The organism is Staphylococcus devriesei (assembly GCF_002902625.1).
GTDB lineage: Bacteria > Bacillota > Bacilli > Staphylococcales > Staphylococcaceae > Staphylococcus > Staphylococcus devriesei.
The window spans coordinates 1-1,776 of record NZ_PPRG01000037.1 but is presented as its reverse complement, the minus strand read 5'-3'; the positions used below and the strand labels follow the sequence as shown (position 1 = coordinate 1,776).

Genomic DNA, 1,776 nt, shown 5'->3' with positions numbered 1-1,776 from the left:
TTCGCAAATTGATTATCAGCAATATGTTGTTTGATTTCATCAACTGTCACTTCGCCAAGACCTTCTTGATTATCTTTTCCAAAGTTAATATAAACATGATCTACAGCTGTTAGGATAATCAATTGATCAGATTGTAAGTGAGCCGCCAATAAAGCACTTGTTTTATCTTTATCGATAACGGCGTCTACACCTTTGTAGTTACCTTGTTCTTTAACAACTGGAATACCGCCACCGCCTGCTGCGATAACTAATGTTCCATGTTTGATAAGCGTTTCAATACTTTCCAATTCAACGATATTCATTGGTTGTGGAGAAGGGACAACACGACGATAACCACGTCCTGAATCTTCCACGAATTGGTAACCTTTTTCTTGAATTGTTTTATCTGCTTGCTCTTTTGTATAGAATAAGCCGATTGGTTTCGTTGGATTGTTGAACGCTGGGTCATCTTTATCAACTTCAACTTGTGTTACAAGAGTGACCACTTGCTTATCAATATCTAATGAGTGTAGCTCATTCAATAAGCTTTCTTGCATTTGATAGCCAATATAAGCTTGGCTCATAGCACCACATTCAGGGAATGGGAATGGTGGACCTTGTTTATTTTCAGCTGCATAGCTTAAACCTAAGTTGATACTTCCGACTTGTGGTCCGTTACCGTGACTAATTACCACTTCATATCCTTTATTAATTAAGCTTACTAATGATTTTGCTGTGCCTTTTAATAATTCTAATTGTTCTTCAGGCGATTGACCTAAAGCGTTACCACCTAAAGCTACGACGATTTTAGACATTTATAGGTCCTCCCTTTCTCTATTCTCCTAAAGTTGCCACCATTACAGCTTTAATTGTGTGTGCTCTGTTTTCAGCTTCTTGGAAGACAACAGATTGTTCACTTTCAAATACTTCGTTAGAAACTTCCATTTCTGTTAAGCTATATTTTTCTTGAATTTGTTTACCAATTGTAGTTTCAGTGTCATGGAATGATGGTAAGCAGTGCTCGAAAATTGTATGTGGGTTACCAGTTTTTTCCATCATTTCTTTTGTTACACGATAAGGTTCTAATAATTTGATACGTTTTTCCCAAACTTCATCAGGTTCACCCATTGATACCCAGACATCTGTATAAATTACATCTGAACCTTTTACACCTTCATCAATATTATCAGTTACTAAGATTTCGCCACCGTGCTGAGCAGCAATCTCTTTACAACGTTTTAATAAATCATCTTTAGGATTTAATTCTTTAGGACATACAAGGTGGAACGTCATTCCCATAATTGCAGCGCCTTGCATTAACGCATTGGCTACGTTGTTACGTCCGTCACCTACATATGTGAAGTTGATTTCGTGGTAAGGTTTTTTCAATACTTCTTTCGCTGTTAAAAAGTCTGCAAGTACTTGAGTAGGGTGATCTTCGTCAGTTAAGCCATTCCATACAGGTACGCCTGAATATTTAGCTAAATCTTCAACTATACGTTGTGAGAAACCACGATATTCGATACCGTCATACATGCCACCTAATACGCGAGCTGTATCTTTAGCAGATTCTTTTTTACCCATTTGGCTACCAGTTGGTCCAAGATATGTGACGCGAGCACCTTGGTCGTAGGCTGCTGTTTCAAATGCGCAGCGAGTACGTGTAGAGTCTTTTTCGAAAATTAAGGCAATGTTTTTACCTTTAAGTTTTGGTTGTTCAATTCCAGCATATTTCGCACGTTTTAGATCTTCAGATAGATTAAGTAAGAACTCTACTTCTTTTTGAGTGAAGTCTAA

2 protein-coding genes are annotated in these 1,776 nt (G+C 37.6%); both read right to left on the bottom strand.

Features of this window, described 5'->3' with window-relative positions:
* The coding region (arcC, locus tag CD147_RS06455; protein ID WP_103166602.1) for a carbamate kinase at positions 1-794 on the bottom strand (794 nt) is incomplete at its 3' end.
* A 19-nt stretch (positions 795-813) separates the two neighbouring features.
* A partial coding sequence (gene argF / locus CD147_RS06450) for an ornithine carbamoyltransferase (RefSeq protein ID WP_103166601.1) occupies positions 814-1,776 on the bottom strand: 963 nt, incomplete at its 5' end.